The 26,067-nt window shown below is 55.1% G+C and carries 19 protein-coding genes and 1 riboswitch; of the genes, 10 read left to right on the top strand and 9 right to left on the bottom strand.

Translation table 11 applies throughout. The features are described from left to right. Positions 1-347 precede the first annotated feature (347 nt). Positions 348-1,256 carry an amidoligase family protein gene (locus tag EJQ19_RS17225; protein ID WP_126142480.1) on the top strand — a complete coding sequence of 303 codons (909 nt, stop codon included), beginning with the start codon at positions 348-350 and terminating at the stop codon, positions 1,254-1,256. A gap of 114 nt (positions 1,257-1,370) precedes the next feature. Here EJQ19_RS17225 and EJQ19_RS17220 read toward each other — a convergent pair whose 3' ends face one another. Genes EJQ19_RS17220 through EJQ19_RS17210 form a run of 3 tightly spaced genes read right to left on the bottom strand, consistent with a single transcriptional unit; the run spans position 1,371 to position 4,454 of the window. Then, positions 1,371-2,174, bottom strand: a complete 804-nt coding sequence (locus EJQ19_RS17220) for an energy-coupling factor transporter transmembrane component T family protein (protein ID WP_126142479.1) — start codon at positions 2,172-2,174, stop codon at positions 1,371-1,373. Next, positions 2,165-3,844: an ABC transporter ATP-binding protein gene (locus EJQ19_RS17215; RefSeq protein WP_126142478.1), complete on the bottom strand. Its 1,680-nt coding sequence runs from the start codon at positions 3,842-3,844 to the stop codon at positions 2,165-2,167. Before EJQ19_RS17215 ends, EJQ19_RS17220 begins: the two co-directional genes overlap by 10 nt. 4 nt (positions 3,845-3,848) lie before the next feature. After that, positions 3,849-4,454: an ECF transporter S component gene (locus EJQ19_RS17210; protein ID WP_126142477.1), complete on the bottom strand. Its 606-nt coding sequence runs from the start codon at positions 4,452-4,454 to the stop codon at positions 3,849-3,851. A 207-nt stretch (positions 4,455-4,661) separates the two neighbouring features. Then, positions 4,662-4,772, bottom strand: a riboswitch (TPP riboswitch). Positions 4,773-4,942: 170 nt separating this feature from the next. Here EJQ19_RS17210 and EJQ19_RS17205 point away from each other — a divergent pair. Next, positions 4,943-5,674 carry a DUF3105 domain-containing protein gene (locus EJQ19_RS17205; RefSeq protein ID WP_126142476.1) on the top strand — a complete coding sequence of 244 codons (732 nt, stop codon included), beginning with the start codon at positions 4,943-4,945 and terminating at the stop codon, positions 5,672-5,674. On the opposite strand, the gene EJQ19_RS17200 is transcribed toward EJQ19_RS17205, so the two are convergent. Continuing rightward, positions 5,675-6,454, bottom strand: coding sequence for a helix-turn-helix transcriptional regulator (locus EJQ19_RS17200; RefSeq protein ID WP_126142475.1), 780 nt, complete (start codon positions 6,452-6,454; stop codon positions 5,675-5,677). A 79-nt stretch (positions 6,455-6,533) separates the two neighbouring features. Between EJQ19_RS17200 and pyk the strand changes: the two genes are divergently transcribed. Together pyk and uvsE are read left to right on the top strand one after the other, a co-directional pair. Then, on the top strand, positions 6,534-7,994 hold the full coding sequence (gene pyk, locus EJQ19_RS17195) for a pyruvate kinase (RefSeq protein WP_277600957.1): 1,461 nt from the start codon (positions 6,534-6,536) through the stop codon (positions 7,992-7,994). Positions 7,995-8,541: 547 nt separating this feature from the next. Next, positions 8,542-9,489, top strand: coding sequence for a UV DNA damage repair endonuclease UvsE (gene uvsE / locus EJQ19_RS17190; RefSeq protein WP_126142474.1), 948 nt, complete (start codon positions 8,542-8,544; stop codon positions 9,487-9,489). A 251-nt stretch (positions 9,490-9,740) separates the two neighbouring features. Here the strand turns inward: uvsE and EJQ19_RS17185 are convergent, their stop codons facing one another. Beyond that, positions 9,741-10,592 carry a YihY/virulence factor BrkB family protein gene (locus EJQ19_RS17185; RefSeq protein ID WP_126142473.1) on the bottom strand — a complete coding sequence of 284 codons (852 nt, stop codon included), beginning with the start codon at positions 10,590-10,592 and terminating at the stop codon, positions 9,741-9,743. A 171-nt stretch (positions 10,593-10,763) separates the two neighbouring features. Between EJQ19_RS17185 and EJQ19_RS17180 the strand changes: the two genes are divergently transcribed. Continuing rightward, positions 10,764-13,112, top strand: a complete 2,349-nt coding sequence (locus EJQ19_RS17180) for an ATP-dependent helicase (protein ID WP_126142472.1) — start codon at positions 10,764-10,766, stop codon at positions 13,110-13,112. A 784-nt stretch (positions 13,113-13,896) separates the two neighbouring features. Here EJQ19_RS17180 and tpx read toward each other — a convergent pair. Both tpx and trxB read right to left on the bottom strand, forming a co-directional pair. Continuing rightward, entirely contained in the window at positions 13,897-14,421 is a 525-nt protein-coding gene (gene tpx / locus EJQ19_RS17175) for a thiol peroxidase (RefSeq protein ID WP_126142471.1), read from the bottom strand. Positions 14,422-14,450: 29 nt separating this feature from the next. Next, positions 14,451-15,395 (bottom strand): thioredoxin-disulfide reductase, encoded by a 945-nt coding sequence (gene trxB / locus EJQ19_RS17170; protein WP_126142470.1) that lies wholly within the window; start codon positions 15,393-15,395, stop codon positions 14,451-14,453. Between the two features lie 261 nt (positions 15,396-15,656). Between trxB and EJQ19_RS17165 the strand changes: the two genes are divergently transcribed. Beyond that, positions 15,657-16,562 (top strand): peptidyl-prolyl cis-trans isomerase, encoded by a 906-nt coding sequence (locus EJQ19_RS17165; RefSeq protein WP_164716593.1) that lies wholly within the window; start codon positions 15,657-15,659, stop codon positions 16,560-16,562. Between the two features lie 369 nt (positions 16,563-16,931). Here the strand turns inward: EJQ19_RS17165 and EJQ19_RS17160 are convergent, their stop codons facing one another. Together EJQ19_RS17160 and pdaA are read right to left on the bottom strand one after the other, a co-directional pair. After that, on the bottom strand, positions 16,932-21,161 hold the full coding sequence (locus EJQ19_RS17160; RefSeq protein WP_164716592.1) for an S-layer homology domain-containing protein: 4,230 nt from the start codon (positions 21,159-21,161) through the stop codon (positions 16,932-16,934). Positions 21,162-21,753: 592 nt separating this feature from the next. Continuing rightward, positions 21,754-22,530, bottom strand: a complete 777-nt coding sequence (gene pdaA, locus EJQ19_RS17155) for a delta-lactam-biosynthetic de-N-acetylase (protein WP_420901686.1) — start codon at positions 22,528-22,530, stop codon at positions 21,754-21,756. 205 nt (positions 22,531-22,735) lie between these two features. On the opposite strand from pdaA, the gene EJQ19_RS17150 reads away from it, so the two are divergent. From EJQ19_RS17150 to EJQ19_RS17135, 4 genes are all read left to right on the top strand, one after another. Beyond that, positions 22,736-22,945, top strand: a complete 210-nt coding sequence (locus tag EJQ19_RS17150; protein WP_126142467.1) for a hypothetical protein — start codon at positions 22,736-22,738, stop codon at positions 22,943-22,945. Positions 22,946-23,063: 118 nt separating this feature from the next. Continuing rightward, a complete protein-coding gene (locus tag EJQ19_RS17145) occupies positions 23,064-23,867 on the top strand; it encodes a helix-turn-helix transcriptional regulator (protein WP_126142466.1) in 804 nt (267 codons plus the stop codon). Between the two features lie 106 nt (positions 23,868-23,973). Continuing rightward, complete coding sequence (locus EJQ19_RS17140) at positions 23,974-24,960, top strand: ABC transporter substrate-binding protein (protein ID WP_126142465.1); 987 nt, start codon at positions 23,974-23,976, stop codon at positions 24,958-24,960. 4 nt (positions 24,961-24,964) lie between these two features. Beyond that, entirely contained in the window at positions 24,965-25,987 is a 1,023-nt protein-coding gene (locus tag EJQ19_RS17135) for a FecCD family ABC transporter permease (RefSeq protein ID WP_126142464.1), read from the top strand. Positions 25,988-26,067: the final 80 nt, after the last annotated feature.

Below are 26,067 nucleotides of genomic sequence, written 5' to 3'. Positions count from 1 at the left end.
TTGACCACATGTCTATTTAAAACTTGACTTTTCAATCCGCGCATACTATTTTAAGATAAACAAAACCTACGGCAATTGTAGTCTTCTCCGCTTCGTTAGCAAGGGCTGACTGCAATCAAAAGCAACCCGGCCCCGCTTCGTTAGCAGAGCCAGGTTGTTTTTGTATCCACGAGTTGTGATACGCTCACCGTGCTGTCTGTACTGGCAAGTTAATTTCCAAACACTACAAAATCCTCAGTTGGAGGGATCGCCGTGCCGAGAAAAAAAGTGCCCCGTTAAGCCCGTGCTCCACCTTCTCTCTTTTTCATTCCTGCACCATTTGACCAAAGAGAGAGAGGAATAAAAAGATGAAACCTTTATTTGTAGATTGGAAGGAACTTCGGTTTGGCGTCGAAATTGAATTTGTTGGTGGTAACCCAGAGGATGTCGAGCTACTGCCAGGCTGGATCATGTCGCTTGATGAACGGCAGATTGATGATACTGGAGATGAATCCGGCAGCGAGCTTAAACCGCCTCCTATCCAGTGGGAAGATCGAGAGCAAATTCACGAGATGCTAACGCGACTCCAAGCGACAGGAGCTGTTGCGAATTGGAACTGCGGACTTCATGTCCATGTAGGCTTAGATCCTTGGGGACAAGAAGTTATCCCCCGGTTTATCGAGGCTGCTTTGCTATATCAAGAAACTGTAAGGCGTTTACTAAATACTAGCGAAGACCGTCTGAAATTCTGTCCGCCTGTCACACGGGAGATGTATGACCGATTTATTTCCGATCCCGGGAGAACCGTTCTATGCCACAAGGGACGTCCCCAATCCCATCGGTGTGGAATTAATCTGGCGGCCTGGTTTGATATTGGCACGGTAGAAATTCGTTATGGTAATGGTTCGTTAAACTACAATGAAGTGATCAACACAATTGAATTTTGTCTTCGTTTCGTGGCGGCCATAGGGGCAGGGCTCCAGCTTTCTTCCGATCCCCACAAGATGGCGATTGAACTCGGTGCACCTGTCAGCGGCTTTCCTCAACCAAAACCCGCCCCGAAATGGTATCGTGAGCGAATATGGCTAGAAGATGCGTTAGTGCCCATCTTAGCTCCGCTTGCAAGCAATCTTGTCCAGGATGGTGAAATTCTTTATATTTTGCCTAGGCCTGAAGGTATTTTAGTAACCATAGAAGACGCTAATGGAGAATTATGCGAACGCCTTTTGCATCTCCCTTCTACTGGTTGGGAAGTTGCACGTCAACTTCCAGAATGACTAGAACTGCGAAGCCTCTTCTCAGAGAATTGGAACAAAAGGATTACCGATATAAATAAATAGAAGATAAACGGCTGCCTCCGGGATCACATCCCAGGGGCAGCCGTTTTCAAATTACCGCACATCGGTCACCGTGACAACCGGATAATGAACTGCAAGTTCGTGCGCCGCAAGGAGAAGGATGAGCCAGTACGCCGCGTAGGCGGCATCCAACCAGCCGTACGTAATGAGGTAGTAGTAAGTGCGCTGCTTGCTCAGCGAGAAGCGCTTCGCCTCCATCGCCACCGCCGTGCGGTGCGCGCGGCGGATGCTCTGCGCAAGCAGCGGAATCGCATAGCGGCGCAGCGCGCCGTACGCCAGCCCCAACGGGTTCCACGGCTGCCCGGAAGGCTTGCCGCGCACCTTGAGCGCATAACGGAGCGTCTGAAACTCCATCAGCATCACCGGCACCATCCGCAGCGCGGCCAGGAAGCTGTACGCATACTTCGGCGGCACCTTCCATTGCTGCATCAGCGCATAGAATAGCGAGACCGGCCGCGTCGTCAAGCTGAACAGCAGGCCGACTGCGGCGATCTGCATGCCGCGCAGGCCGAGATGAATGCCGCGATAGAAGCTTTCCGCGGTGATATGGATAATGCCAAGGCGAAACCACTCCGTTTCCCCTTGGCCAAACATCATCATCCCGAGCGAAGACGAGATGAAAATGAGCAAAAACGGCGATGCGTAAAGCAGCAGCCGCTTCCAGGGATGGCCGCTCAGCAGCGCCAGGGGCAGCAGCGAGCCGAGCGTCACATACAGCATCGTGCTCAGGTTGTGTGTAAACACCACCACGATGAACAGCATAACTGCGGTGACCAGCTTAACGCCGGGGTTCACGCGGTGCAGCCACGTTTCGCGTTGCGGAAACGTCAATTGCATGCAGGCACCTCCTTGCCGGAGGCGGAGGTGTGGGCGAACGCGGCTGCGTCCGCCGGCCGCGCCGATCCAGGCCGCGCCGCTTCGCGCACGCGGCCGTCAGCGACGTGCCAGACGCGCGTTGCGAAGCGTCTGACAAGTTCGGGATCGTGGGTGACCATCACGATCCCCGTCCCGGCTGCGCTCAGCCGCTCGAGTTCCTCGAGCATGCGCAGCGTGCCGTGCGCGTCGAGCCCGAAGGTCGGCTCGTCGAGAAGCAGTACGCGAGGGCTGCGCACCATCGCGGTCGCCACGGACAGCCTGCGCTTCTGGCCCAGCGACAGGGCAAACGGATGCCGCTCGCGGAGCTCGAGCAGGCCGTACTGCCGCAGCAGCGCTTCGCGTGCGGCCCGCATGCTTTCCTGCTGCACCTTCGGCTGCAAGTAGGTCAGCTCCTCTTCCACGGAATTCGTGACGAATTGAAATTCCGGGTTTTGAAACACGAAGCCGATGCTGGCCGCGAGCTGCTCGACTTTACGCCCGGCTGCGCCGGCAACGCGGCACTCGCCGCGCGTCGGCAGCAGCCCCATGATCGCGAGGAGCAGCGAGCTTTTGCCTGCGCCGTTCACGCCGACGACGGCGATCCAGTCGCCGCGGGTGACAGTCAAGTTATCCACAGCGACTGTAACGTTGCGGCCGCGGAACGCCTCGAACTGCTGAAACGTCAGAAGCGTGGACGAGTTATCAACCGTGAGGGGTTGCGGGTCGTGCTCTCGCTCTTGCACTTGCCCTTGCCCTTGCACTTGCTCTTGCACTTGCTCTTGCCCTTGCACTTGCTCTTGCCCTTGCACTTGCTCTTGCCCTATCCCTAGGCCTCGGCTCTGAGCCTGCTGATCTCGCCCTTCCCCCGCACCTCGCTCACTCCACGCACGCTCTTCCTCCCTCGCCGCATCCCAATCCTCCCACACGCCGGGATACCAGATCCCCGCTTCCCGCAGGAATGGCCTCATCGTCTGGAACACCATTTGCGGCGCACCGTCCGCCAGGATCTCCCCCTCAGCGGAGAGGACGATCAACCGATCGATCAGATCGAGGATGCCGTCGATTTTATGTTCGACGATGACGAGCGTTTTGCCGGGCGCGACGTTGCGGATCGTCTCCCATACCTGATCTGTGCCTTCTTCGTCCAACAGCGCGGTCGGCTCGTCGAGAAAAAGCACCTCCGGCTCGAGCGCAAGGACGCTCGCCAGCGCCAGCCGCTGCTTCATGCCTTGCGACAGCTCGCTGATCAACATGTGCGTATTCGGCAGCCGCAGCCCGACCAGCGCCAAATACTGCGCAATCCGCGCAGGCATTTCCTCGCGCGGTATTTGTCGATTTTCGAGGACGAACGCGATCTCCTCATCTACATACGGCATGCAGAACTGCGTATCCGGGTCCTGGAACACGTAGCCCCAGCGCCCCGGCCGGCGAATGGCGTCGGCCTTGAGCGGCAGCTCTACGATATCCGGCACGATGCCGCTCATCACTTGCAGCAGCGTCGATTTGCCGCAGCCGCTCGGGCCAAGCAGCAGTACTTTTTCCCCCGGCTCTATGGAACAGGAAAGACCTTTGAAAATCAGTTCCCCCTCCGTCCCCGGATACTTCAGCCTGAGATTGGCTACCTTAATTCTCTCTTCCGTCTGTAAACTCATGGCGTTATCCGAGCGCGTCGTAATCTTTGGAGGATACAGGACGGACCAGATTCAGCACGCCCGTACGCGCCAAAGCGCTGGTCAAATAGTACGCGAACACGCCCGCAATAATGGCGCTGCCGATCAAACGCGTGACAATGAACAACACAAAGTTCCAGAACGCCAACTCCTCAATATACCCGTAATAGTTGTCAACAAACAGGGAGAATATCGCGGAGCCCAAAGCGGCTAGCATCGTCACGCCCACGTTCACCCGACGATAGCGGAACGCGGCAAAAATCAACTCCGCCCCCAAACCCTGCAGCAGGCCGTACACCAACGTCGTCACGCCCCAAGAACCGCCGTACAGCGCTTCAACGGTCGCCGCCGCCAGTTCCGCGAGCAGCGCCACCCATGGTTTGCGAATCACCAGGAAAGCGAATGTTCCCGCCATAAACCACATGCCGTAGCTCAATTGCTCCGCATGCAGACCCAGCGGCTTCAGCAGATCGTACATCGGCCCCCAGATCCGGTAAATCACGCCGAATACCGCCGCGATCACAATCGTGATCAAGACATCGGTCAGTTTCAATCCTTTTGCTGCTCGCTGTTGTGTTTCTTTTTGCGCCATCTTGCTTCGACTCCTTTGCATGGATCGTATTAAATGAGATAGGCGAACACGTGTTATCGTGTCAAAACAGAACGGATACGCCGTCCTCGTGGACGTGAGCGTTCAAAGCGCAGGCATGACGCCTCGCGCGGGCCCGTGCTATGCCAAAAAAGCCCGCCGAATACCGGCAGGCTTAAAAATTTGTGCATACTGAGTCCATTTCGTGACTCAAAGGGCACCACATTTTCTCTACGCTGGCATTATCCAGATCAGATTAACGGTCAGCGGCATAAGGCCGCTATCTCAGCCTGACTTCATCAAGCACCCGTGTTGCTATTCATTTGGCTTAACTGTAGCGGATTCCCAGCGGTTTGGCAATCCCTTTTTTCGAAAGCTTGGCAATTTTTCCATCAAAGTCTGGGGACTCAAGATAGAAGTTGACGCCGCCCGGTATAAAAACTACAATTTGTAGTGTCATCATTATTTTCGAGATAAAGGAGCTTCGAACCATGGATCATTCCACGCTTCAGCAGAATTCGCAAGTACCGATCATTCTGCTTATCATTGGCCTCATTGTACTCATTGCCGCTATTCTCGGCTATGTCTTCGCTTCGCGAACGAACAAAAGCAATACATCCCGGCTAAAAAAGGCGGAGAAAGAAGCGCTGCATAAAAAATATAAACGAATTCTCCTCATCTCGCATTCCCTGCTCATTATCGCGATCGGCTTTGCCGGCACAGGCTTGATTCAGCGCTCGGCGGGTAAATACGATCTGGACAAGCTGAATTTGGGTGCACCGATTCAAGTGACGACCGACAAAGATTACGGCCGTGACCACGCGGAAGGCACGCTGATGTACGAAATGAAAATTCCGACATCCGGCACCCACAGCCCGCATGATTTGAAGTTCGGCTTTTACAAGGAACGTCCGCCTATTGAAAAGCTCGTCCATAATCTGGAGCATGGGGATATCATCATTCACTACCACCCCGACGCACCGAAAGCGCTGCTCGATCAGCTCGAATTCCTGACGCACTTTACCAAAGAAGGCGCCGGCGTGCTGGCCGTTCCGAATATGGACGTGCCTGCGGATCAAGAAGTTGTCGTGACCGCATGGACGAAAACGATGGCGCTCACCAAGTATGACGAAGCGTCTGTCGGCACGTTCATCTACACGTATATCAACAAAGGACCTGAGCAAATTCCGCCTAATGTCCGTCTGGGCGGCGGCACGATGTAGCTACTTGCGGATGTCTTCGCGGTCCGATACGAGGTCCGTCGGGACAAGCCCTGTCTGTCTACGAAAAACGCGATAAAAATACGACGGATCGTTATACCCGATAAACTCGGCAATTTCCGTCACGGTGAGGGCCGAATGGCGCAGCATATAGACCGCGGTTTTGATGCGCGTCACATGGACGAACTCGGAGATCGTCTGCCCCGTCACCTTGCGGAAAAGCGTTGCCGCATAGTTCGGCGATCGCTCGATATGTGCGCCAAGCGCTTCTTTGGTCACATGCTCGCGGTAATGGTCTTGAATATACGCCTTCATCTGCTCGGCGAGCAGAGTGGTTCCCGTCTTCGTGGCGGCCTGGCCCCACTCGCGCTGCAAATACACGAACAGCTCTTGCAGGAGCGCTGCACACAGCGTCCCGGCATAGGGCTGTTTGTCCTGCCATTCACGGTACATCAAGCGGAGCTTGTCGGCCGTGAGATCGAATTTTCCCGTTCGCTTGCAGACCGCCTCCGCTGCTTGCAGTAAGGGCAGCTCCGTCTGCCCGTCCGGCTCGAAGACGAGCACGAATTTCTCGTGTATTTTGGTCGGCACACTACGTCCATAATAAGGGATGCCCGCCGGGATCAGCAGATACTGCCCCTTGTCCAGCACCAGCTTCTTGTCGCGAACGGCGTACATGCAGCGCCCATACAACATAAAGACAAACGTCATACCACCTCTCGCTTCGGCCTGCTCCTCGTTCCAAGTGCCGCTTTTCTGATAAGTAAACGCCGTTATCCGCATCCTCCAACCACTCCAATAACGTACTATAGTCCATACCTAATACTATCATTCATAGCAACAACGCTCAAGAAGGCCTATAATGGAATCAACATATTTCGACATGAGAGAAATGGAGAGACACATCACGATGCGTAAAACGAAAATTATTTGCACCATGGGGCCCGCTTGCGACTCCGTCCCTACCCTCAAAGAAATGATCCGCTCCGGCATGAGCGTCGCCCGCCTGAACATGGCTCACGGCGATCTCGACGAGCACCGCGGGCGCATTCAGCGCGTGCGTCAGGCTGCTGAGGAAATGGGCGTCATTGTCCCGATCCTGATGGATATTAAAGGGCCTGAAATCCGCATCGGCCAACTGAAAGATGCATCTTATGATCTCCAGATCGGAGACCACATCGTCCTCACCACCGAGCAAATCATCGGCGACGGCAGCCGTGTATCCGTCAATTATCCGGGTCTCCCACAGGACGTAAAACCAGGCAACCTCGTCCTCATCGACGACGGCTCCATCGAGCTGCGCGTTGAAACCATCGACGGCACGGAAGTGACGTGCAGCGTGCTGAACCCTGCCGTTCTCAAGCAGCGCAAAGGTGTCAACCTCCCGGGCGTCCGCACATCCCTGCCAGGTGTAACCGAGCGCGATATTATGCACATTCAATTCGGCATCGAAGAAAAAATCGATATCGTCGCGATGTCCTTCGTCCGCAACGGCCACGACGTGCGCGAAGTGCGCGCGCTGCTTGAGCAGCACGGTGCCGGCGCCACGCCGATCATCTCCAAAATCGAGAACGACGAAGGCTTGATCAACTTCGCGGACATTCTGGAAGCGTCCGACGGCATCATGGTCGCGCGCGGCGATCTCGGCGTCGAGATTCCGACAGAAGAAGTGCCGATCGCGCAAAAAGATATGATCCGCGCCTGCAACCTCGCCGGCAAGCCGGTCATCACCGCGACGCAAATGCTGGATTCCATGCAGCGCAACCCGCGCCCGACGCGCGCCGAAGTGAGCGACGTGGCGAACGCTGTGCTCGACGGCAGCGACGTGGTCATGCTGTCGGGTGAGACGGCGGCCGGAAAATATCCGGTCGAGTCCGTGAATACGATGGCGACGATCGCGGAGCGTGCGCAGCAGTTGAAGGCGCCGAGCGCGGCGTTGGAAGCGCAGCTGCAAGACAGCATCGACATCACGGAAGTCGTGTGCCAAGCGGTCGTCGCTTCCGCGAACAAGCTGAAGGCGGCGGCAATCCTGACGCCGACGGAAACCGGCTTTACGGCGCGAATGCTGGCGAAATATCGCCCGGACGCGCCGATCATCGCGGTCACGGCGAGCCGCCACGCGATCTCCAGCCTTAGCATGGTACAGGGCGTCATCCCTGTCCTCGGCGAATTCTGCGAATCGACGGACACGATGATTCGCCAGGCGATCACCCAAGCGGAAGCGCTGGGTTATGTAAAAAAAGGCGACCTCACCGTCGTCTCCGCAGGTGTGCCGGTCGGCAAAGCCGGTACGACGAACTTGATGAAGGTCGAGCGCGTATAGTTAAGAAAGCCCCCAACTTTCATGGTAGCATGGATGTTGGGGGCTTTTTTACGTGACGAACAAGCGTTAGCGGCCGGGGTTGAACTGGTCAATAAGACAACGCGGTTGTCTTATTTCAGCTGATTGGCAATGAACTGGCAGGCTTACTGCGAGGACTTGTCGCCCACGGCACTCTCCCGCTGCTGCCCAGCTCCATTGCCACCAGTCCCGCCGTTCATCCCGTTCGGGAACTGACCTTGGCCGCTTCCTAAGCCGCCCTTGCCGATACCGCCGCCCGGGCCGCGGTTCCGGCATTGCCGTCAGATTTGGTTCTTTTCCATCTCCTTCACATAGCCTAACATCTGCTCGCTTCGACCGTTGCCGCGGCCTCGGTTGAGTGGTTGACGTCCGCGAGCCGTCTTGGTTGCATGCCGTCAGCAGGGCTGCGCACAATAGGACATAGCTATGTTCGGCATTTCCATTCTAAGCGGGTTATTGTATTATATCATTCTTGTAGCTACAGCTTAAAAGAGAAACCTTTAACGAAACTTAACGAGGTGCTGACGTTATGATTATCCGGCTTGGCTATGTATCCACCGCGATCGCGATTTTCAATAATACACCGAGCTCGACGTTCACGTACAAGCTTTTTTCGGAGCGGCCTCGGGAGGAGGCCATGCAGCGGGCCATCGCCATCGGCCGCAAAAATCTGCAAGCGACGCAGCGCATCCTCTACTACAACGCGGCGCACGGCATCCGGCTGTTCCGCCTCTCGTCCTCGCTCATTCCGCTGGCGACGCATCCGGACGTTCGCATCGATGTAGCGGCCGAGTATAAAGACGAGCTGCGTCAGCTTGGCGATTTCGCGAAAGCGCATGACATGCGGCTGAGCATGCACCCGAACCAGTTTACACTGCTGAACGGGAAGGAAAGTGTCGTGCAAGCGGCGATTGGAGATCTGCTGTATCACGCAGCGATTCTAGATGGCATGGGGCTGGATAACTCCGCCATCATCAACATCCACGTCGGCGGCGTCTATGGGGACAAAGAAGCGGCGACGGAGAAGCTGTACAGCAATATGCCGCTCGTCCCTTCGCATGTGCTGGATCGACTAACGTTCGAGAACGATGACAAAACGTACACGCTCAGTGAAACGCTCGCCGTCTGCCAGCAGACGAAGCGGCCTTGTATGCTCGATCTGCACCACGACTGGTGCAACCCATCTGAGCAGACGCCGCTCGAGCTGCTGCCTGCCATTGCCGAGACGTGGGGCGAGCTGCCGATGAAGATTCACGTCTCGGCGCCCAAGAGTGAAAAAGAATTTCGCTCCCACGCCGACTACATCGAGCCGGAGCAGCTTCTTGCTTTTCTCAAGCGTTGCAAGGAGCACGGCCTTGCGCGCATCGATGTGATGATTGAGGCCAAGGTGAAGGATCTCGCATTGTTCAAGCTGGCAGAGGACCTCAGCAAGGTCCGGGGGATTAAGCGGTTGGATGGCGGGTTGCTCAGCTGGTAAAGTTCGTACATGCCAAAGAACCTGAGGCTTTAACTCAGGCTCTTTGGCATATTTGTCGGTGCCGACGCTGTCTAACGGTTGCCACTGGGCTTATTTAGCTTCCAATACGTCATTTCAATTTGTAACGGTTGCGACAGCGCTTATTTGCTAAAAAACGAGCGAAATCTGGCTGATTTGCCCAAATAGCCGCTGCTGGAACCGTTAGCCTTGGAAAAGTGGCGTTTGGCGGCAAATAAGCGCCAGGGCAACCGTTAGCGATGAGGTGCGGGATCCGCACTCTCCGCAGCGACCGCTTGCGTCTGCCGCACATGCCGCAGGGCATTGATCTCCCCGCCGATGACGATGATCAGCGCGGAAATATAAAACCACGTCATCAACACAATGATGCCGCCGATGCTTCCGTACGTAGAACTGTAGTTAGTGAACCCGTTCACGTAGAAGGAAAACCCGAGCGATGTCGCCTGCCAGCCGAGGGCGGCGAATAGGGCGCCGGGGAGCACGCTTTTACAAGTTAGACAGGTGTTGGGCGCGATATAATAAATGCCGATAAACACGGCGAAGATGATAACAAAGTTGGCAATCCACCGAAAGTTGTTCCAGATTTCAATATGGGCGGCTGCGATATGGATGTGTTCCATGCTCCAGTCGCCGATCCAGTGGCCAAATACGCTGAGCAGCAGCGCAGAGACGATGACGACCAGCATGCCGAGCGTTAGCAGAAAAGCCAGCACGCGGGAGTGGATGTAGCTTTTGCGGGCGGGCAGGCCGTACGCTTTGTTCACGGAGAGCACGATGGCGTTCATCGCGGCGCTGGAGCTGACAAGCGTAAAAATCAGACCGAAGGAGAGCGTTCCCCCTCTTTTAATATTGAGCAAATCGCTCAGTGTCTCCTCGAGCCACCCCGCCACGGCGCCGGGGATGTACTCCCGAATCAACGCGATCACATCATCCGACGAAAAAGGCAGATAAGCGAGCAAACTCATCACAGACAGCAGCAGCGGGAAAAGAGAAAGCAAGAAGTAGTACGCGCACTGCGCAGCCAGACCCGTCGCGTCGTGCTCGGAGAACTGCTTCCAGAGCGTTTTTACGTAAGAGATCGCCATATGTTGCCTTTTCCTTTCCTCAATCCGGATTTATGGTAGAATAAAGGGCTCAGTGTTTATACAGAAGTGTACCCCAATGACGAATGGATGTACCACACAAACGGAATCAGTGGCACAGTGCTGCTGCAAGAATATGCTTTTCGATCTTCCAATAAAAGGTGAAATAATACGATGACCGCTCTATCGCACTACCCTGCCCCCACGGGCAACATCATACCGGAAGGCCGCCCCGTTCCCCACGCGCGTATGGCGCCGCCGACCTACAGCATCGACTGCGTGCCGGATACGGATGCGGATGCGTTTTTCTTTCGCGGGTTGGAGCAGCACGGTATTCTGCTCAATCAAGCTCAGATTCAGGCCGTCCGCCATGTGGAAGGCCCTCTGCTTACCTTGGCTGGCGCCGGTTCAGGCAAAACGACGGTCCTGATCTGCCGAGCAGCGTATCTCCTGCGCGTGCGGCGGGTGCAGCCTGGCCAATTTTTGCTGATTACGTTTTCCAAAAAAGCTGCCGAAGAAATGCGCGAACGCCTCGAGCACATGCCAGGCTTGGAAAATTACGCGCTGTCCGCTATGCAGGTGCGCACGTTCCATGCGTTCTGCCTGCGTCTGCTGCGGATAAACGGGTTCGAGCAGGAGATTCTCAGCGACAGCCGCTACCAGCAAATTGTGTTCAAAAAAATTATGCTCGCCATGGGCCTGCAGGACACGTACCAGCCGGAAGTGCTGATTGCCCTGCTCTCTTCCTACAAAATGGCGATGATTACGGTCGCCGACATCCCCGACAAGACGCCCGAGGAGAAGGAAGTTAAACGTATTTTTGAACAGTACGAGCAGTGGAAAATAGAAAATCGCAAGATGGATTTCGACGATATTTTGCTGGAAACGTATGCGTTTCTGCAGGAACGGGAGAATGTCCTTCACGCCCTGCAACGAAAATATACGTACATTAGCGTCGATGAGTTTCAAGATACGAATACGGTGCAATATGCGATTGTCCAAATGCTCGCCGCCCACCACCGCAACTTGATGGTTGTGGGGGACGACGATCAGACGATTTATTCGTTTAATGGGGCGCGAAATGAATTTATTTTAAAATTTCATGAAACTTATCCGGACGCTGCGACCGTTCTGCTCGACATCAACTACCGCTCCACCTCCAGCATTGTCGGACTGGGCAACGCGATTATCCGCCACAATGTGCAGCGGAAGCGGAAAACGCTTCTCGCCACCAAGATCAGCGACGTCAAGCCGCAGTATGTCAAGCCCGCCACCAGCGACGAAGAGGCTGACTGGCTGATTCAAGATATGCAGCGGCGCGTGGCGGAGGGCTCGTGCGCGTATGGCGACATCGCGATTCTGTATCGGACGGCGAATAACAGCCGGGCGCTCATTGAGCAGCTGATTTTACATAACCTTCCCTTTGTCGACTACAGCGGCAGCGATTCGTTCTACGAACAGTGGATGGTGAAGCCGATTATCGATCATTTGCGGATTGCGCAGGAGCGACGGAATTTTGAAGCGATGGAGGGTGTCCTCCCTACATTATATATCGGACGCGAGCAGGGCATGCGTATCATTCAGGAAGGCGAAGCGCTTCAGGCCAAAAAGTGGCCGCTCATTCACCTGCTGGGGCTGCCGCAGCTCAAGGATTTTCAGAAGGATAAAATCAAAAACCGGATCAAGCTCATCAAATCGCTTGCCGAGATGACGCCATTGGCGGCGGTGCAGGCGGTGCGCAGCGACTTCTATGATGCATTCCTCGAGACAAACAAGCGGAGCAAGCTGACGCACCACCGCGAGATGCTGAAGGAAACGCTCGATGAGCTCGAAGCTTCGGCGAAGCGGTTCGCGACGCTCGAGCAGTTCCTTTATTTTATCCAGGAAGTGGCGGAAAAACGCATCGACATGCAAGCGAGCCAGCGCCAACGCGATCCGGACAAAATCTCGCTCATGACCATCCACAAGTCCAAAGGACTTGAGTTTGAGCTCGTGTACGTGCTGTGCGCGATTGAGGGCAATATGCCCCACAGCACAGCGCTGGAAGCCCGCCAGTTGGGCGATATTAGGGTGGCGAGCGAGATGGCTGAGGCGGCGAACGGTGTGGCGAAGGGCTTGGATGGCGCGGCGAAGACCGCCGCCGCGTTGGAAGAAGAACGGCGACTGGCCTACGTCGCCGTTACCAGAGCCAAGGCGGAGCTGGTGATCAGCTCGCCGGCGTTTTATCGCGGGAAGAAGGCTGAGCCTTCCCGGTTCATTGTGTCCGCGTTCACCGACGCGGACTCCGGGGTGACGAGCCGCCCGGCGCAGCCGGCGGCTGTTGTGAGCCCGCGGCTGCGCGAAGCCGCGGGCGATAAAGCCGTGCGCCGCGCGACGGAGACCGTCGCGGCGTGGGTGTGCGGCCAGGCCGGCTGCAAGGCCTGGTCGCGCATTTCGACGCCGCAGGAAGCGCGGCGTCCGGCGAAGTCATGCCCGCTCTGCGGGGCGGGCATGGTGAAGGGTCAGCGCGAGGTACCGCGCTGACGGCTCTGGCGCCTCCTTGCCAAAGGAGGAGGCGCACGATTGAGGCGGCAGGCTTAGTCTGCCGCCTTCTTTTTTTGCCCCGGCTCGCGAACGGGGCCCCACCTGCATGCTGCTCCCAGTAGCATTCACCCTTCATTCGTCCCCTCGCATACGCCCATTTGCTGCACGCTCTTCCGCGCTCAAACCTATCACATCAATCGCATTTTATTACTATTCGCTCACCTTCACTCACCTCGTTCCCCCTACCGCTACAGCCAAACCGCCTCACTCACACTTTATTGCTTCTCCCTCACTCACCTCGTTCCCCCTACGCTACAGCCAATCACCTCACTCACCCTTTATTTCTTTCCTCTCCCCCTTTCACGCGCCAAGTTTCCCCTGCCCGTACACGCTACAACCGCTCCCGCCGAATCCCCCGGCTTCTTTCTCACAGCCGCCTCGGCCCTCAACTGTAAATCCTACAGCAAATTCTTCAAAAGTCGCCTTTTTCACACGAAGACCTGCAAAAAGTACATCAAAAAAATGACTTTCCGCCGTTTCCCCCCCGATTGGGAGCCTGCTGCTGCATTTTACCTGTACAAATTACAGGTTCCTCCCCTTGAAACAGCATTCGCGAGCAATTTAACTGTATGAAATGCATGTTCTCTAGTGAGCTTACGCCAGAAGCAGTGTCTTGAGTTTTATTTATACGTGTAAATCGACTCTCCCGAGGAAACCGCATATTAGAAATTCCTCGGTACACAAAAAAGAGGCCCCATTAGGCCTCTTTCCCCTACCTATCTGCTTATGCAAGCTCCTTCAGCGCCGCCAAGGCCGCCTCGTAATTCGGATGCTCCTTCATTTCGACCAAATATTCCACATAGCGAATTGTATTGTTGGCATCCACCAGGAAAATCGCCCGCTGATCCAATTGCAGCTCGTCAATCAGCACGCCGTACGCTTTGCCGAAGCCGCGGGTTTTGTAGTCGGACAGCGTCACGACGCGGTCAATGCCGGCTGCGCCGCAGAAGCGGGCCTGTGCGAACGGCAAGTCCACCGAGACAGTCAGCACGACGACGTTATCGCCAAGCTTATCGGCTTCGACGTTGAAGCGGCGCGTCTGCGCATCACACGTGCCCGTATCGACGGAAGGGACGACGGAGATCAGTTTGATTTTGCCTGCATAGTCCGCCAATGTTACTTCGGTCATCAGATCTTTATTCAGCTTGAAGTCCGGCGCCTGATCTCCCACTTTGAGCTCCGGGCCGACCAAAGTCACCGGCTGCCCACCTACTGTTGCTGCACCTTTGCGTAATGTTGCGTTTGTCATATTCATCTGCCTCCAAAGTTTAGATTGATTTATACCGTTACAGCTATGTGCTGCTCAGTCAAAAAGCGTTCGGCATCCAGCGCAGCCATCGCGCCGCTGCCCGCCGAGGTGATCGCCTGCCGGTAAATCCGGTCCTGCACATCCCCACAAGCGAAAATACCCTGTACACTTGTCATCGATGCGCCAGGCGTGACTTGCAGATAGCCCAGCTCGTCAGTCGCCAGCTGTCCACCAAGGAAGCCCGTGTTCGGCGTGTGCCCGATGGCCACGAAAATACCGTCCGCCTCAAGCACTTCCTCCTCGCCGGTCGCCTCATCCCGCACGCGCAGACCAGTCACGCCAAGCGGACCTCCGATTACTTCGAGCGGCGTCCGGTTCAGGCTCCAAGCGATTTTGCTATTGGCGCGGGCATGGTCCTGCATGATCTTCGACGCTTTAAGCTCGGCGCGGCGGTGCACGATACGCACTTCCGAGGCGAAGCGCGTCAGGAAGTTCGCTTCCTCCATCGCGGTATCGCCGCCGCCGATGACGATAATTTTTTTGCCGCGGAAGAAAAAGCCGTCACACGTCGCGCAAGTGCTGACCCCGCGGCCGATGTAGTCTTTTTCGCCAGGGATGCCCAGCATTTTGGAGGACGCTCCCGTGGAAATAATGACAGCCTCCGCACTTAACTGCTCTCCGCTCTCCAACGTAAGCGCAAAAGGACGGCGCGACGTATCGACCGATGCGACTCTGCCCGCCAGAATGACGGCTCCGAACCGCAGCGCTTGCTTGCGCATGTTCTCCATTAACTCAGGCCCGGTGATGCCTTCCGGAAATCCGGGAAAGTTGTCTACTTCCGTCGTCGTGGTTAGTTGGCCGCCCGGTTGAACGCCCTCGATAACGAGCGGTGCCAAGCCCGCCCTAGATAAGTAGATCGCCGCAGTAAGCCCCGCTGGTCCTGTGCCGACGATGACAACATCGTGTTTTTTCATAAATATGGACCTCCTTATATGGAGTGAATTTAATTTGTGTGAAATTCAATTGCTAACATCTTTAATGACTATATCTTACTCCTCGCAATTCATATTGTCAACAATTTAATTTTATACAATTTATTATTTTGCATGCTTCACCTACCTCCGTGCCAAATTAAGTATTCATCCAATTTTCAGGTTCCCCTCATCTCCCCTTCAGACTCGTCCGTCATAATAAGCCGTAACACCAAGAAGCTAGCCAATCGAAGGGAGACTACTATGACAACGAAGAAAAAAGACCGCAAATGGATCTGGACGTCCTCCGTACTGCTTGCCGGTTTTATCGCTTATATTGTCGTATATCCGCCTGTCAGCGCGAGCAAAGCTGAGAAAACAATCGCCACCGTCAACGGTGTCAAAATAAGCTCAACCCAACTTTACGATGCGATGGTTGCGGGCGGCGGGCAGCAGACGCTGGATTCGCTCATTAACGATGAGCTGATCTCGCAAGAAAGCAAAAAAGCTGGCATCGTCGTCACCGATGATGACGTTAACGCTGAACTCAAATCGATTCAAGCTTCCTTCCCATCGCAAGAGCAGTTCCAGCAGGCACTCACCTCGTATGGGATGACGATCGATGACCTGAAGAAAAACATGAGCTCCCAAGTCATGCTCAAAAAAATACTCGAACCGCAAATTACCGTCACCGATGACGACATTAAGAAATACTACGATGAAAATCTCGAGACCTTAAAAACGCCGGAGCAAGTTCAAGCTTCGCATATTACCGTAGCGACGAAAGCAGAAGCCGATGCGTTGCTGGCTAAGCTGAAAAGCGGTTCCGACTTCGCCGCGCTCGCGAAGGAAAGCTCTACGGACGCGAATACCAAGGACAAAGGCGGTGAGCTAGGCTATTTCTCGGCCGGCACGCAGGATGCTGCGCTGGAGAAAGCGGCTTTTGCTCTGAAAACGGGCGAGCTGAGCGAGCCGGTGCAAACCGCGTCGGGCTACGACATTATCAAAGTGACCGACCATAAAGCCGCGGCGACGCCGACGCTCGACGAAAAGAAAGATTCGATCAAGCAGACGCTAACCGAGCAGAAGATTTCGGACATGTCCCAGACATGGCTGGAACAAAAGAAATCTGAAGCGACCATCAAGAGCGATTTGGTGAATGGCGTGTAAGAGGAGGTTGGCGTACTGGCACGAATCGATTACACTGAAAAAGAGACGAGCTGCTTCGCGTTACCTAACGGGCGTTAGAACACTCGCTTCATCTAAGAGGGCGGTTATGGCCCCCTCTTTTTTTGTTGTTGGGCTCAGCTGTTGAAACTCTTGTCTGTGGGAATCATGAGCGTGTATTGTTCCTCCACACAGCAAAGGGGCTGTCCCAAAAGGCAATTTGTGATTTTTTTAGCCCCACTTTGAGCCAAATATCGTCAAGTAAAAGAACCTCATCCTCCACTTTGAAGTGGAATTTGAGGTTCTTTTGCTTGTAAAATGGGACGTTCCTTGTCATGCGAACACTTTTGGGACAGCCCCTTTTTGCATCGTTTATTTGCCTTTCAAAACTGCCAACAGGTTGTAAACCGCTTGTGCGGTCTCGGCCCGAGATGCTTCGCTATGCGGATCGAAACGGTTTTGATCCTTCCCTTGGAGCAAACCGATGGCCACGGCTTTTCGCACAGCTTGGGATGCCCAGGGGCTGAACGTCCCGTCATCGGCAAAAGCTTGCTCCAGCTTTTGCGTTTCTACCGGTGTGCCGCTCGCACCAACCGCTCTGACCAGCATGGCAGCCATCTGCTCACGCGTTATCGATTGCTCGGGCGAAAACGTCCCGTCATCCAGTCCGTTCACGATTCCCGTTTCCGCAAGGGCCCCGACGGCACCGGCATACCAAGCGTCAGCGGGTACATCGGAGAACGGAGCGCCTTGCTTCGCCTGCAGCTTCAGCACTCTTGCTAACAGCGCGGCAAATTCGGCGCGCGTAACGGATCGCGATGGCGCGAAGGTATTCTCGGTGACGCCCTCGACGATATGCTTAGCGCTTAGCTCCGCAATGACCGAATTTGCCCAATGCTCCTTCGGAACATCAGCAAACGTCTTGGCATAGGCCAGCACAGCATACTTGCTAAAATGATACAGCTGAGCCTCCACCACATCGCCATGCAGCTCTCCGCCGACATACTCCAGCTTGCCGTCATCGCTGATATAGTACACGCCGAGCAGGCGTTTGTCTGCATTCGGAAGGATTTTGAACGAGACGGTGACCGGCTTTTCGAAAGTACGAATAACGGTTGGATCACCGTTGCCGTTCGTAATAGTCAGTTGAAAATCGACGGTGAGGCTGGCGGCTTTCACTTCCGCATTAGCGGCTGGAGTCGGAAGGTCTGCCTTCCCGTCGGTACCGACGATGTTCACACGAAGCGAAATGCTCTCGCCCTTTTGGTCCGCCGAAGCCGCTTGGCTCGCGATATCCTGAAGCACATCGCTCGACAGGGTGATGGTCACATCGTCTTTCACGATTTCTAGCGCATTACTCTGAAGCAGCTTGACGGTATCCACAGGGAGTACGATGGTATCCGCCGCTTTCGGCAGCTCTACTGTAGCTTTTCCTTGTGCCGGCTTCAGATCATCCGCCTTCACGATAACCGAATTCGCCGGCTCTTGTGTTGGCTGAGGCCCAAACGTTTGGCCCCCCGTTGATTGTGGTGTGTCACCATCGGGTGCGGGAATGGATGGCTTACCATAATTGGCCCACTTTGTTAAATCGACTTTTTGCATGCGATCCATGACATAATTCGCCGTGTCGCGATATGCGTTCGCACCGGATTCGAACAGCAGGTACAGCTCTCCGTTTCGTTCGATCGTATTTTCGAGCATTGGCGGAACGAGAAGGTCGTTATTGCCGGCTGCCTTCGCACTGTTATCTAGGAACCAGACGGGTACTTCCGTTGCACCAATTGCGGCAAGCGTATGCGGCGTCCCTGTAAAGTCCGGTTTCTCATACTTTAAAAGATCGCTGTCCCGGCTTCTCGAGTAGGACTGGCTCAGCATGATACTGTCGCCCAACACAGCCATGCCTTGAATTTTGTCCGGAAGGGATAAGATCAGATCGGGGACGACGGCGCTTGTTCCATTCATTTTGCCGGAAGGCAGTACATCAGTCTGATCGTCCAACCGATACCCGGCTGCCCACGCATATTGGTAAGTGTTGTCCCGTGTGAGCAGGGCATGGCTCCCATCGGTATTGTACGTCGGCGGATAGTAGTATTCGCCTGACCACAGCACACCGTCTGCGTATGTGGTAAAAGATGCGTTCGCGACCGTCAAAAACTTGCTTTCAAACGAAACGCTTCCCTTGTTCGGCGCTTGGATCAAGTCCTCCATCTTCAATTGATAGAGATATGAACCGGAAGCGATCCACACATGATTCTTGCTGACGGCGACGCCGCCGGCATGACCGTTGTAGGGGGTGCTGCCGTCATACAGGTTGACGTATTTAACCAGTAGACCGGTTTTCGCGTCGAGAACCGAAAGGGTACTCGGCCGCTTATCTTCCATGTAGCTGGTGGTGATGATCCAATCATGCGCCTTGTCGTAAGCCATGCCTTGCGGCACGAAATCTTCGACAAGCCCCGGTACGACAGGTCCTGGCTTGCTGACATCCCACAGCATCTGATATGCCGGAGCTTGCGGATTGTCGGCCCGCACCGTTTGGGTAATGTGCTGATGGGACGGCGTTGCCGATACGGTGGTTGATTTCGGCGATTCGTTATTCGAAGAATCCAGTGCGGAAACTTGAAAGGTGTACGTCACATCTCCTTGAAGCAGCGGCACGTCGAGTGAGGTTCGGGTGGCTGGCAGCGTGACGTCCAGCTTGCCGTTTTTGTAAATCAGGTAGGAAGTGACATCCGATTCCGCATTTACGTTCCAGCTAACCGTAACTTTACCTTCCCCGGGCGTCGCACTGACGCCGGTTGGCGCGGCGGGCGCGACTTGATCCAATTTCGTTATTGGCGGCACTTGTCCGTTCTGAATAACGCCAGGCGATGCCGGTTGCTTCGTGCCGACTTTCCTCATCACGGTCGTTCCGTCGATCGGATAGGCGTAGGTAATCGTTTGCTTTTCAGCAAAATCGCTCCCGCCGTTGTCGTTGTAGGAAGCCCTCACGATTTCTGTATCGCTTGGATTCAGGATCGCAATCGTTTGTGCTCCGGCGTTGATCAGGCCGTTAACATCGTTCATCGCGTACAGATTGCCTGCAGGCACATACTTTTCCGGATATTCATCGAAATAGTAGTGATTGAACTGATCGGCTGTGTAGAAGTCTAGACCCGTGAAGTGCGTTAAAAATAACTTTGTTTCCCGCGGCTGTATGACGAACGGTCCGTCGATCGCCTTTTCCCAGCTTTTAGATGGGTCATTGCTCGTGAACTTCAGCTTGTAGCCCTGAAGGTCAATCGGCGCGGCGTCTGTGTTGAAAATCTCTACAAATTCGTAGGCATCATAGGAGGTCGTTGCCCCTGCCGGCCAATAATTGTCCGTATCGGGCGCGAGCTCCGTGATGAGCAGTTTGGGCAGCGATGCAATCGTAGGTGCTGCCGTGACTGCGTTCGATTTCGGGGACTCATTGCCGGCGGTGTCTACGGCTGTCACCTCGAAGAGATAAGACTGGCCGTTTTGCAAACTGCTGATCGTTACGCCCGTATGATTGCCGAGCAACGTTTGATGGAGCACACCGTCCATGTACACCTTGTAATAAGCAGCGTCTGGTTCAGGAGCGGCATTCCAGCTCAGGACGACGCTGTTCGTTCCTGCCGTTCCGGAAAGGCCTGCAGGTGCAGACGGAGCGGTGGTATCCGAAGGCGATGGCGGGAGCTGCGCGGCGAAAACGGTGCCGGGCGTCGCCTCCTCGACATAGCTCATCTTCCGCAGTGTGATCGAGCCGTCTGTCGGATACATGTAGTTGATGCCGCGATTCTCTACGGGATCGGATGCACCGTATGAGACCGTACTGATCGGCACATCATTGGGTGCGGCGATCGACAAGGTACGGGCGGATGTATTCGCCATGCCGCCCAAGGCATCGACCATAATCAATTGATCCGACGTCAGATTCGTGCCATAGCTCGTATTGAAGCCGGCGGCTGTGGCCGTATTCGTGGTGGAATTGCTCGTATTTTTCGCCCACAGCACGACAGTTCCGTGCGAAGGGATGATCGTGTCCGTCGTAATCGGCCATTTGTACACAGCAGGTGTCGTGTAAATGACTTTGTAGTTTTTTAAGGCTATCGCCGCATCGCTAGTATTATAGATTTCGACAAATTCGTAGGCATCCGGCGTGCCGCTTGTATAATCGATCTTCTTGCTGTCCGGAACTACCTCGGTAATCATCAGTGCAGGATATTGCAGCGGTGTGGCGGTGACCGCATTCGAAAGCGTAGACTCCTGATCGACGTTATCCACGGCCGAGAGCGCAAAGCTGTATGTCGTCCCGTTCGATAGTCCGGAAATCAGGTAGGTCGTGCCGGTCACCGTCCCGGAAATATCGGTTCCGTTCATGTAAACCTTATAGCCCTTCAAGTCTGATTCTGCATTGGCATTCCAGGTTAGCGTCATCTGCGAGGGGCCGGCGACCGCCGTTAGCCCGACAGGCGTTGCTGGCGGCAGGTCGACATCCGCATGGGCGACTTGAGCCGATCCAAAGCCAAGCACGCTGAACGAAAGCAGCAGTGCCGTCAAACAGATGGCCACGATTTTTGAAAAACGGTTTCCTTCCATGTGCATTCCTCCATTGTCTTATTGTTGAATGACGCATTCACCACGCTGCAGCCAAATCTTCCCGGTATCCCTCCTTATGTAGACGACAAAAAGCCCTGACAACAACGATGCAGCTTTCGCTTCATCGCATGTTATCAGGGCCTTCTCCGTCATCTCTTGGCCTATGAAAACGCTTTTATCGTGTCCGATACCAAACACTATACTAGGTTTGCCGTCGATTGGGAAGAGGGAACATGCAAAAAATTCAATTCGGATGGCCCGCTATTGCATTTTGATAAACCATCCAATTACCAAAATGTGGCTCCAGATTGTATCTGCGATCATCGTGTATCTCGTTGATGAACACGCAATCCCCTCCCCTAGCACAAATTCCTGCAAACTTGCATCCTTTTCGCTCGCTTCCCCCCGCTTAAAGCCAAAAACCTGCAAATCGACATCCTTTTTTCTAAAAAAGGGGCCGTTTGCCGCGAAACAGAAAAAATTCCTGCACTTTCGCAGGAATTCCTCTTTTCTCCCCATGTCCGCCTCGAAAAGACTGCAATTTTGCAGGCTTCTCCCTTGACCGCCTGGTACCGGCCAGCAGCGCGTCCCCCTAAGGCGTCCGCCCCTTCATTTCGTCAAGGCTCTTGAACTGGTAGCCTTGACTGCGCGCCGCATCAATGATGCGCCCCAGCGCTTCAGTGTTGTCGCTCGACACCGAGTGCAGCAAAATCACTGCGCCCGGATGCAGCTGCGCCATGACATTCTTATAGGCGTATTCCCAGCCCTTCTGCTTCTTGGGCTCCCAGTCGCGATACGCAACGGACCAGAACACGTTGGTGTAGCCCATCCCATGGCTCGTCGCCAGCGAACGACCGTTGAAAATGCCGCGCGGCGCCCGCAGATAGCGCATCTCCTTTTGCCCCGTCACGGCGGCGACGCCGGCTTTGACCTGATCCAGCTCTTTCTGGATCTGTGCGGTTGAAATCTGACTCATATCCGGATGACTCCAGGAATGGTTGCCGATCAGATGGCCCTCTGCAGCCATCCGCTTGAGGAGCTCCGGCTCCGTTTTGATATAATGCCCCGTCACAAAGAAAATCGCCGGCACCTGCTTCTCCTTCAGCACGTCCAAGATGCGGCCGGTGTAGCCGTTCTCGTACCCATTGTCGAAGGTGAGGTACAACTCCTTCTGCGACTGATCGCCGGTAAACACGGCGCCGTGCTCCTTCAATAAATTTTTAAAGCCCTCCTCATCGATCGACGGGGGCTGGCCGTTCACACTCTTTTTAAACCCAAAATGATACGCGCCATCGGCGGACACCGGCGTCGCCTGCCCTGCGAACAACAGCAGCAGCATACCCACAACGAGCACTCGCATAAGCTTCATGAAACGTTCCTCCTTGCTTGCAGCATTCAGACTTGTTACTAATATGCCACACGCGGGTATGTGATTATGTAGGAAATTGCCCCATTCCATTTCAAAGTGAACTGAATATACTACTATACACGCTATGTAGAAGGTGATTGCCATCAGCTCCCCAGAACCTAGAGACGATTTGCTGCAAATCCTGGGATTAGCTTCGGAACAAGCTATGTACAAGGCCCAATGGGACGGCTACTCGTTAGCTGACATCGCCAAAGCCAATCACGTGGATGTGCAAAAAGTGATCGAACTGCAGCTCGCCGAACTCGCGGCTCAGCTCGAAGCCCGTTTCAGCAGCGGCAGCATCACGCCTGAGCAGTATGCCGCTCAGCGCGCGGAACTGCCCGAAATTATATGCAGGAGCGTGTACGCCCTGTAACAGCAGGAGAAGGCACCCGGTCAGGGTGCTTTTTCTTTTTCCCCGCGTATTGTCCCCTCCCCCATTTTATGTCACTATCAAGGGAGATGCTTTTCACGGAAAGGACGGCCGCGCGCCAATGAACTTCGAACAACTGATTCCGCTCATTCCCCTTATCGATCAAGTTCAGGCTTACACGGAGACGTACAAAGTGACGGTACAGCCCCTTCGGCATCATCTCATTATCGTCCGCCAAGGCCACCTCACGCTCCATCGCACCGGCCATGAGCCGATCATCGTCTCCCAAGCGTACGCCTGTCATCCCGACCAAGGGGACTACGTTATCCAAGTACCCCGCACCAAAGCGGTCAGCTATGTCCTTCTGACCTACCATGTGCTGCCCGACGATCAGACATGGCATCTCCATGGCCATCTGACCACGCTCAGCGAGATCAAAATCCACTACATGCTCGACGAGCTGATCCGCACGACAGAAGAGGTTCCTACGAGCACAGCGGAAGAAGAAGCGAAGATGAGCTTTCGAAAACGGATGATGCTGGAGCGGATTTTGTACATTTACCTGCACGAGTCCGATCTGACGCATGAGAAAAAGACCGCCGCCGAAGCGATCGAAGGCACGCTCTCCTACATCAACGAGCACTACATGCTTGAGTTGACACTGCCGATGCTCGCGCGGCGCGCGGGGATGAGTGTGGGGTATTTTACCGTCCTGTTCAAAAAGAAAACCGGCACCACGCTGATGAACTACCTCTACACGCTGCGGATCGAGAAAGCGAAAATGATGTTCCAGCAGACGGATCTGCTTGCCAAGGAGATTGCGGGATGCGTCGGGTTCCTGGATTATTTTCATTTTAGCAAGGTGTTTAAAAAGAAAACCGGCACCACCCCCAGCGCCTACCAGGGGGCCATCGACAAAATCTAAAAATGGGACATGCGTCATCTGCACATTAGACATGTCTAATCTTCGGCATATTCGGTATTATTCTCATTGAGAATAATAATCATTTGCACGGAGGAGACAAGCAATCATGAGAACGCATTTTTCACGCATCATCCTTTTGCTCATCATCAGCCTCTTTGCGCTAAGCCTGGCAGCTTGCGGCAAAGGGACAAATACGGAGTCCACAGCGGGTACGCCAGCCCCGGCAACCGGGGCGAGCGCGAGTGCTGCTCCGACTGCCAAAGCCGACGGCCCGATCACCATCCAAGACGCCTCCGGCACGCTGGTACTGCCTAAGAAACCGGAGCGCGTCGTCGCGATGGAGTTCAGTTTTACCGACATCCTCGTGTCCCTCGGCGTGAAGCCGGTTGGGGTTGCCGATGACGGCGACGCTTCGCTGATGATGGATTCCGTCAAGGCGCTGCTCCCCACGTACACCTCCGTCGGCTCCCGTTACGAGCCTAACATCGAGCTGATCTCCTCGCTGAAGCCCGACCTGATCATCGTGGACATCAACAAACATAAGAACGCGATCGCGCAGTTGAAAGGTATCGCTCCTGTGCTCGTGCTGGATGACTTCATGGCGAATTACGATCAAATGCTTAAGAACGTGACCCTGATCGGTAAAGCGGTCGGCAAAGAAGACGAAGCGAAGAAACGTCTCGCCGAGCACCAAACCAAAGTCGACACGATAAAAAAGAAATTGAACGCATCCGGCATGAAAGTGCTGCCTGCAGTCGTGAATCCTAAAGGCTTCTTCGCCCACTCCGACCACGCGTACAGCGGTTCCTTCCTCGCCATGCTCGGCTACACGGATCCAGTCAAGAACGACGCTTCGTACCCGCAAATTACGCTGGAGCAATTGGTGGAAGCGAACCCGCAAGCATTGTTCCTGCTCCCAACCGACAAAGTGACGATCGTGCAGGAGTGGGAGAAAAACCCGCTGTGGGCGAAAATCGATGCCGTCAAGAACAACAAAGTGTACACCGTTGAGCGCCGTGACTGGTCCTTATCCCGCGGACTGCTCGGTTCCGAGAAAATGCTCGACGACCTTGTCAAGAATATGGGGCAATAAAGGGATGAAGCCTATAACCAAGAAGCAGAGCCGGTACCGGCCTCTGCTCTTCCTTTTTTTCGGTTTGCTCGCGATGATGGCTGTAGGGACTGTGTGCAGCTTAAAATGGGGCCAAACGTACGTGAGCTGGCGCACCTTGTACGAGGCGGTGACCTACCAGGGCAGCGAGAAAGCGCACCTGTATATCCAAACGCTGCGCCTCCCGCGCGCCTTGATGGCGTGCCTCGTCGGCATGCAGCTTGCGCTGGCCGGACTGCTCACGCAGCTCACAACGAAGAACCCGCTCGCCTCGCCCCACGTTTTCGGCATTAACGCAGGCGCGGCGTTGGCGGTCGTCGCCGGCCTCGTGCTGCTGCCCCAGAGCCATGGCGGCAATCTGGGACTCATCGGGCTCGCCTTTGCCGGGGCGACGCTCGGCGCTGTCCTCGTCTGGTCGCTCGCCGGCAGCGGGAGCAAGCAATACGTGTTCATCGCGCTGGCGGGGATCACGATTCATTTTCTGATGTCCTCGCTGACTGAGGGCCTGATCATTCTCAATCAGGCGGCGACGGACAGCATCATGTTCTGGCTCGTCGGCTCGCTAACGCATGCCGCGTGGACGGAGGTTCGGGTGATCCTGCCGTTTTTTGTCGGGGGGATAGCGCTGTTCGTTTTCATGCTGCCTTCGCTGAAATTGCTGCTGCTCGACGATGAAATGGCCAGCGGGCTTGGGCAGCGCATCCTGATCGTACGCGGCGTCAGCATGGTGCTCGTCATCGTGCTGGCCGGCTCGGCGGTCGCACTGTGCGGGCCGATCGGCTTCATCTGCCTGCTCGTGCCGCATATCGCGCGGGAGTTGGTTGGCGGCAGCCTGAACGTGCTTGCGCCTGTTACTGCGCTGTTGGGTGGTGTGCTGCTGGTGTTTGCGGATTTTGTGAGCCGGTTCCTTGCGTTTCCGTACGAATCGCCGGTCGGCATTGTGACCGCCTTGATTGGGGCGCCGTTCTTCATTTATTTGGCGCTGAGGATGAGGGGGGTGCGGGGATGAACGGAGAACCTGTTGAGAAGACAAATGATGGCGGTTCGCAGAAGGGAAATAAGATCAGGTTCTGTCTCTTATACACATCT

Source organism: Paenibacillus whitsoniae (genome assembly GCF_003955665.1).
Lineage (GTDB): Bacteria > Bacillota > Bacilli > Paenibacillales > NBRC-103111 > Paenibacillus_E > Paenibacillus_E whitsoniae.
Note: the sequence above shows the minus strand (reverse complement) of the source record. Positions and strands in the feature narration are given on the sequence as shown.

What these genes read in the sequence shown, in the direction of transcription:
- EJQ19_RS17225 (WP_126142480.1), top strand. Translation starts at nt 348, where the DNA reads ATGAAACCTTTATTTGTAGATTGGAAGGAACTTCGGTTTGGCGTCGAA.
- EJQ19_RS17220 (WP_126142479.1), bottom strand. Translation starts at nt 2,174, where the DNA reads ATGCAATTGACGTTTCCGCAACGCGAAACGTGGCTGCACCGCGTGAAC.
- EJQ19_RS17215 (WP_126142478.1), bottom strand. Translation starts at nt 3,844, where the DNA reads ATGAGTTTACAGACGGAAGAGAGAATTAAGGTAGCCAATCTCAGGCTG.
- EJQ19_RS17210 (WP_126142477.1), bottom strand. Translation starts at nt 4,454, where the DNA reads ATGGCGCAAAAAGAAACACAACAGCGAGCAGCAAAAGGATTGAAACTG.
- EJQ19_RS17205 (WP_126142476.1), top strand. Translation starts at nt 4,943, where the DNA reads ATGGATCATTCCACGCTTCAGCAGAATTCGCAAGTACCGATCATTCTG.
- EJQ19_RS17200 (WP_126142475.1), bottom strand. Translation starts at nt 6,454, where the DNA reads ATGCGGATAACGGCGTTTACTTATCAGAAAAGCGGCACTTGGAACGAG.
- pyk (WP_277600957.1), top strand. Translation starts at nt 6,534, where the DNA reads ATGGAATCAACATATTTCGACATGAGAGAAATGGAGAGACACATCACG.
- uvsE (WP_126142474.1), top strand. Translation starts at nt 8,542, where the DNA reads ATGATTATCCGGCTTGGCTATGTATCCACCGCGATCGCGATTTTCAAT.
- EJQ19_RS17185 (WP_126142473.1), bottom strand. Translation starts at nt 10,592, where the DNA reads ATGGCGATCTCTTACGTAAAAACGCTCTGGAAGCAGTTCTCCGAGCAC.
- EJQ19_RS17180 (WP_126142472.1), top strand. Translation starts at nt 10,764, where the DNA reads ATGACCGCTCTATCGCACTACCCTGCCCCCACGGGCAACATCATACCG.
- tpx (WP_126142471.1), bottom strand. Translation starts at nt 14,421, where the DNA reads ATGACAAACGCAACATTACGCAAAGGTGCAGCAACAGTAGGTGGGCAG.
- trxB (WP_126142470.1), bottom strand. Translation starts at nt 15,395, where the DNA reads ATGAAAAAACACGATGTTGTCATCGTCGGCACAGGACCAGCGGGGCTT.
- EJQ19_RS17165 (WP_164716593.1), top strand. Translation starts at nt 15,657, where the DNA reads ATGACAACGAAGAAAAAAGACCGCAAATGGATCTGGACGTCCTCCGTA.
- EJQ19_RS17160 (WP_164716592.1), bottom strand. Translation starts at nt 21,161, where the DNA reads ATGGAAGGAAACCGTTTTTCAAAAATCGTGGCCATCTGTTTGACGGCA.
- pdaA (WP_420901686.1), bottom strand. Translation starts at nt 22,530, where the DNA reads ATGAAGCTTATGCGAGTGCTCGTTGTGGGTATGCTGCTGCTGTTGTTC.
- EJQ19_RS17150 (WP_126142467.1), top strand. Translation starts at nt 22,736, where the DNA reads ATGTACAAGGCCCAATGGGACGGCTACTCGTTAGCTGACATCGCCAAA.
- EJQ19_RS17145 (WP_126142466.1), top strand. Translation starts at nt 23,064, where the DNA reads ATGAACTTCGAACAACTGATTCCGCTCATTCCCCTTATCGATCAAGTT.
- EJQ19_RS17140 (WP_126142465.1), top strand. Translation starts at nt 23,974, where the DNA reads ATGAGAACGCATTTTTCACGCATCATCCTTTTGCTCATCATCAGCCTC.
- EJQ19_RS17135 (WP_126142464.1), top strand. Translation starts at nt 24,965, where the DNA reads ATGAAGCCTATAACCAAGAAGCAGAGCCGGTACCGGCCTCTGCTCTTC.